Below are 5,028 nucleotides of genomic sequence, written 5' to 3'. Positions count from 1 at the left end.
ACCGCCGGAAAAGACAGTTTAATTCGTGAAGTTTTTAAAGAAATCAATCCGAGAGGAGTAGTGGTAGAGAGTTTCAAGACACCTACAAGTAAGGAGTTGGAACATGATTACTTGTGGAGACATTACAAGGCACTACCAGAGAGAGGAAAAATTGGTGTTTTTAACCGCACGCATTATGAAAATGTTTTGGTAACCAGAGTGCATCCCGAATATCTTTTGTTCGAAAATATTCCCACTATCTTATCGGTTGATGATGTTCCAGAGGATTTCTGGCAAGGTCGGATGCAGGATATCAATAATTTTGAACATCATATTGCAAAAAGCGGCACCATCGTGCTCAAATTTTATCTGCATTTGAGCAAAGAAGAACAACGCGAACGATTATTGCGACGTTTGGAAGAAGACAAGCATAATTGGAAATTCTCGCCAGGCGACTTAGAAGAACGGCAACTATGGAACAAATACCAAGCTTGCTACGAAGAAATTTTAAATACCACTTCTACCGAAAAAGCGCCCTGGTTTGTGATTCCGGCCGATGATAAAGAACTGGCAAGATACCTTGTTGGGAAAATTATTTTGACAGAATTGCAAAAATATACCGATATTCAAAATCCCCAACTTGATGAGGAAATTCAAGACAATATTAAAAAATACCAGCGAATTTTAAGTGAAAATAAAGGGTAATTAGTAGAAGATATTCCTCAGAATTTCGTTTTTAATTTTCAAAAAAAACCTGAAAAAATATTTTTCAGGTTTTTTTTATAGAGAACAACGTTTGTTTTTACAAGTCGAATCCGTAAGCCACTCTTAATGCTAATTGACCAATTCCTTCGCCGCCATTTGCTTTAGGAAAGTTGTTGTAGTATTCGTAACGCAGACTTAAATCAATATATTTTGTGGCATATCCAACACCTGGTGCCAAAATTAAAGTTGTTTGATCGTAATCATTTGTAACTGCGAAACCCGCACCCACTTCTCCTAAAAGGTAAAAGCGATCTTCCCAAATAAATCCTTTGAAACCTGCTTTTACAGGAATAAAACCCAAATCTTTACCTGCTTCATCTTTAAAGAAGTTTGTAAATCCTGTTGTTAGAGTTAAGGATGTTTTTTGAGATAAATTGTATTGTAAACGAACATCAGCTCCTAAAGCTAGACCAAATGCATCGTCAAATACATAACCTGCATTGGCACCAATTCCTAGTTTGAATCCCTGATCATAAGTATCATTGTCTTGTGCTTGAACTGTTCCAGCAAAACATATTGCTACGAATGCTATGATTGCTTTTAAATTGTTTTTCATGGTTTTGTTTTTAATGTTATTGTTAAAATTGTACTTCGATGTTTGTTGAAGTATGGGGCAAAGATATATTGGTGCTATTTAATAAATATTACATGATTTTGAACATCTGTTATACGATTTTCGTTCCTGCTAAATTTGTAAATTCCTTAAAGGCTCAAACCTATTTTAAAGCCACCTAACCTTGTTTTAACAAAGTTTAACGAGGAATCTTTGGAAAAAACGTCATAAAAATTAACTTGGGGTAAAACCATAAATTAAAAGTATGATTACGATCCAGAGATTTGATAAAAATCAAAAATTCGAGAAAGGAAAACAAGCAGAAGTAAATGAGTTTCTTTATAAAAGTTTAGAAGAATATGGCGACCCAATTGAGGATATTAATGCAGCAATAAAGTATGCTTTAGGTGAAGAAAATGCACCTGGAGGATTTGTTTTAGTCGCTTTTGAAGACGATAAAATTTTAGGAAGTGTTGTTGTAAATCGAGCTGGAATGACGAAATACATCCCTGAAAACATTTTGGTTTACATCGCAACGGCTCCTAAATGCAGAGGAAAAGGTGTTGGAAAAAAATTAATGGAAATGGCTATTGAAAATGTAGATGGAAGTATTGCCTTGCATGTGGAACCCAATAATCCTGCAAAAGGATTGTATAAAAAACTGGGTTTTACCAACAAATATTTAGAAATGAGATACATTAAAAATTAATTTTATGGCTTATATAACTTTAGAGACTAAAAAGTTAGCAAATAATTTCAAGCATTTAAACGATTTCTTTAAAATTCATAATATCGATTGGTCTATTGTAACAAAAATTTTATGCGGTAATAAAAAATATTTAACGGAACTACTCAATTTAGGTATCAAGCAATATTCGGATTCAAGGATTTCGAATCTCAAAATGATAAAAAATTTGGATAAAAATGCACAAACTATTTACATCAAGCCTCCCGCAAAAGGAGTGATAGAGGAGGTGGTAAGGTATGCAGATATTAGTATGAATACCGATTTTCATACTATCGAAATGCTATCAGAGGAAGCGATAAAGCAAAATAAAATCCATAAAATTATCATTATGATTGACCTTGGCGAATTGCGTGAGGGAGTAATGCGAGAGGATTTTATTGATTTCTATGAAAAAGTTTTTCAGATAAAAAATATTGATGTAGTAGGTCTAGGAACCAACTTGTCTTGTCTATATGGAATTTTACCCAACAATGATAAATTGCTGCAATTGTGTTTGTATAAACAGCTTATTGAGTTGAAATTTAATGTAAAAATTCCGTTTATTTCAGGTGGTTCCTCCGTTACAATTCCGTTGATAAAACAAGGATTATTGCCTAAAGATATAAATCATTTTCGCGTTGGCGAAACGCTTTTTATGGGCACGGATGTGTACAATAGTGTACCGTTTGCAACCATGGAAAACGATATTTTCAAACTTTATGCTGAAATTATCGAGCTGTATGAAAAACCCTTGATTCCAAGTGGCGAATTGGGTTCAAATCTTGAAGGAAATGTGGTTACTTTTAATCAAGAAAACATCGGAAAAAGTGCTGTTCGGGCCATAATTGACATTGGTTTACTGGATATTGATATGAAACACTTAGAAGCCACAAATGAAAATGTTAAATTGGCTGGAGCTACCTCAGATATGGTCGTTTTGGATTTAGGCGAAAATATAGAAAATTTCAAAGTTGGTGATCAAATGGAATTTACCCTTGATTATATGGGAATTGTGCGGATAATGAATTCGAAATACATTGAGAAAAGAGTGGTGTATTAATTTCAAAAAAGACTTTAACCTTATAATTTTCTTTGCATTTAAGATTCTATCTTTGCAGAAAAATTGCAAAAGTGAATTTACAACAGTACACCAAAGAATTTTCCTATAACTTTAAGCTAGCTTATCCTATTATTTTAGGAATGGTGGGTCATACTTTAGTGGGAATTGTTGATAATATAATGGTTGGGAAATTAGGGCCAACCGAATTGGCTGCCGTTTCTCTTGGAAACAGTTTTGTATTTATTGCCATGTCACTCGGCATTGGATTTTCAACAGCTATAACGCCTTTAATTGCTGAAGCCGATGGAGCCAAAGACATTAAAGAAGGACGAAGCATTTTTCAGCACGGACTTTTATTGTGTACGGTTTTAGGGGTTTCACTCTTTACGATTATCTTTTTTTCAAAACCATTAATTGGTTATATGAACCAGCCACAAGAAGTGGTAGAAATGGCAAAACCGTATCTTGATATTGTTGCTTTTTCCTTGATTCCCTTAATTATGTTTCAGGCCTACAAGCAATTTGCCGATGGAAAATCGGAAACCAAATATTCCATGTGGGCGACCATAATTTCGAATATTGTGAATGTAGTTTTAAATTTTTTACTCATTTACGGGATTTGGATTTTTCCAAAACTAGGTATTATTGGTGCCGCAATAGGAACCATTGCATCGCGAATTGTAATGCTGATTTACATGCATTTGGCTTTAAAAAGTAGAGTAAAATTTCATCCGTATTTTGAAAATTTTAGTTTTTCGGAAATTAAAAAGACTGCAATAAAGAAATTAATTAATCTCGGAATGCCTTCTTCGATGCAAATGTTCTTTGAGGTGGCTTTGTTTACAGGCGCTATTTGGCTTTCGGGCGCTTTAGGAACTACAAGTCAAGCGGCAAACCAGATCGCACTGAGTTTAGCTTCTTTAACGTTTATGTTTGCTATGGGATTGAGTGTTGCAGCCATGATTCGGGTCGGAAACCAAAAGGGTTTACGGGACTATCCAAGATTGCAATTGGTCGCTCGTTCGATATTTTTGTTAGCGGTAATTTTGGAAATTGTTTTTGCTTTAATTTTCGTAGTTTTTCATCAATATCTTCCGGAACTTTTTGTGAGTACGAAACAAGGTTTAAATTTCACAGAGAATCAAGAAGTCATTAAAATTGCTTCACAATTATTATTAGTTGCCGCAATTTTTCAAATATCAGATGGAATTCAAGTAGTCGTTTTGGGTGCTTTGCGTGGTTTGCAAGACGTTAAAGTACCTATGTACATGACGTTTGTTGCTTACTGGATTATCGGTTTTCCGATTTCCATTTACTTGGGATTGTACACAAAATTAGGTGCTATTGGTATTTGGATTGGACTTTTAGCCGGTTTAACAGCTGCAGCTTTATTTTTGTATATTCGCTTTGAAAAATTAACTAAAACATTAATCAATAATCAATAAGTTCGAACAAGTCGCGACTTGTACCTACAAAAAACATAAAACCATGGAATTACCAAAATTTTTATTAGGAGACAATACTGATTTTCCAGAAGATATTTTCATCATACACTTAGACTATCCACGTTTCATAATTAATTTGAAAGATGATGAGGTAGAATTTATGGAAGAAGATGAAGACCTTGACGAAGCCGAATTAAATGCCGAAATGGAAAACCTAATTACTTTAGCCAATGAGTTTTACGACCGTGAAATAGGTCGTTATGAAGAATAATTCAATTTTTAACACAAACAGCTGCATTGTATCTCACATGCAGCTGTTTTTTTAAAGACCCATTTGTTTGTATCTATTTTCTATTAAAGTTAGGTATTTAGATTTATAATTATCACTTACAAAACTTTTTTCTAAAACAGACAACATTTCCGCTTTTGCATACAAGAAAAGTTCCAACGTATGATCCAATACTTTTTTATTCAAACCACCATTTTCATAAGCCAATAA

6 protein-coding genes are annotated in these 5,028 nt (G+C 33.9%); 5 read left to right on the top strand and 1 reads right to left on the bottom strand.

Annotation, left to right across the window (positions count from 1 at the left end; genetic code table 11):
• On the top strand, positions 1 to 684 hold a 684-nt coding region (locus ACIQ2X_RS13675; protein ID WP_396179491.1), incomplete at its 5' end, for a PPK2 family polyphosphate kinase.
• Between the two features lie 97 nt (positions 685 to 781).
• Here the strand turns inward: ACIQ2X_RS13675 and ACIQ2X_RS13670 are convergent.
• Positions 782 to 1,300: a hypothetical protein gene (locus tag ACIQ2X_RS13670; protein WP_396179490.1), complete on the bottom strand. Its 519-nt coding sequence runs from the start codon at positions 1,298 to 1,300 to the stop codon at positions 782 to 784.
• A gap of 262 nt (positions 1,301 to 1,562) precedes the next feature.
• Between ACIQ2X_RS13670 and ACIQ2X_RS13665 the strand changes: the two genes are divergently transcribed.
• The 4 genes from ACIQ2X_RS13665 to ACIQ2X_RS13650 all read left to right on the top strand — a co-directional run bounded on the left by ACIQ2X_RS13665 (position 1,563) and on the right by ACIQ2X_RS13650 (position 4,800).
• Entirely contained in the window at positions 1,563 to 2,006 is a 444-nt protein-coding gene (locus tag ACIQ2X_RS13665; protein WP_396179489.1) for a GNAT family N-acetyltransferase, read from the top strand.
• A 4-nt stretch (positions 2,007 to 2,010) separates the two neighbouring features.
• Positions 2,011 to 3,084: an alanine racemase gene (locus tag ACIQ2X_RS13660; protein WP_396179488.1), complete on the top strand. Its 1,074-nt coding sequence runs from the start codon at positions 2,011 to 2,013 to the stop codon at positions 3,082 to 3,084.
• 71 nt (positions 3,085 to 3,155) lie between these two features.
• On the top strand, positions 3,156 to 4,529 hold the full coding sequence (locus ACIQ2X_RS13655) for an MATE family efflux transporter (RefSeq protein WP_396179487.1): 1,374 nt from the start codon (positions 3,156 to 3,158) through the stop codon (positions 4,527 to 4,529).
• Between the two features lie 43 nt (positions 4,530 to 4,572).
• Positions 4,573 to 4,800, top strand: coding sequence for a hypothetical protein (locus ACIQ2X_RS13650; RefSeq protein WP_396179486.1), 228 nt, complete (start codon positions 4,573 to 4,575; stop codon positions 4,798 to 4,800).
• Positions 4,801 to 5,028: the final 228 nt, after the last annotated feature.

Origin of the sequence: Flavobacterium sp., assembly GCF_044368625.1 — a bacterium.
Classification (GTDB): Bacteria; Bacteroidota; Bacteroidia; order Flavobacteriales; family Flavobacteriaceae; genus Flavobacterium.
The sequence above is the reverse complement of the archived record's forward strand: the minus strand, read 5'-3'. Positions and strand labels throughout refer to the sequence as shown.

What these genes read in the sequence shown, in the direction of transcription:
- ACIQ2X_RS13670 (WP_396179490.1), bottom strand. Translation starts at nt 1,300, where the DNA reads ATGAAAAACAATTTAAAAGCAATCATAGCATTCGTAGCAATATGTTTT.
- ACIQ2X_RS13665 (WP_396179489.1), top strand. Translation starts at nt 1,563, where the DNA reads ATGATTACGATCCAGAGATTTGATAAAAATCAAAAATTCGAGAAAGGA.
- ACIQ2X_RS13660 (WP_396179488.1), top strand. Translation starts at nt 2,011, where the DNA reads ATGGCTTATATAACTTTAGAGACTAAAAAGTTAGCAAATAATTTCAAG.
- ACIQ2X_RS13650 (WP_396179486.1), top strand. Translation starts at nt 4,573, where the DNA reads ATGGAATTACCAAAATTTTTATTAGGAGACAATACTGATTTTCCAGAA.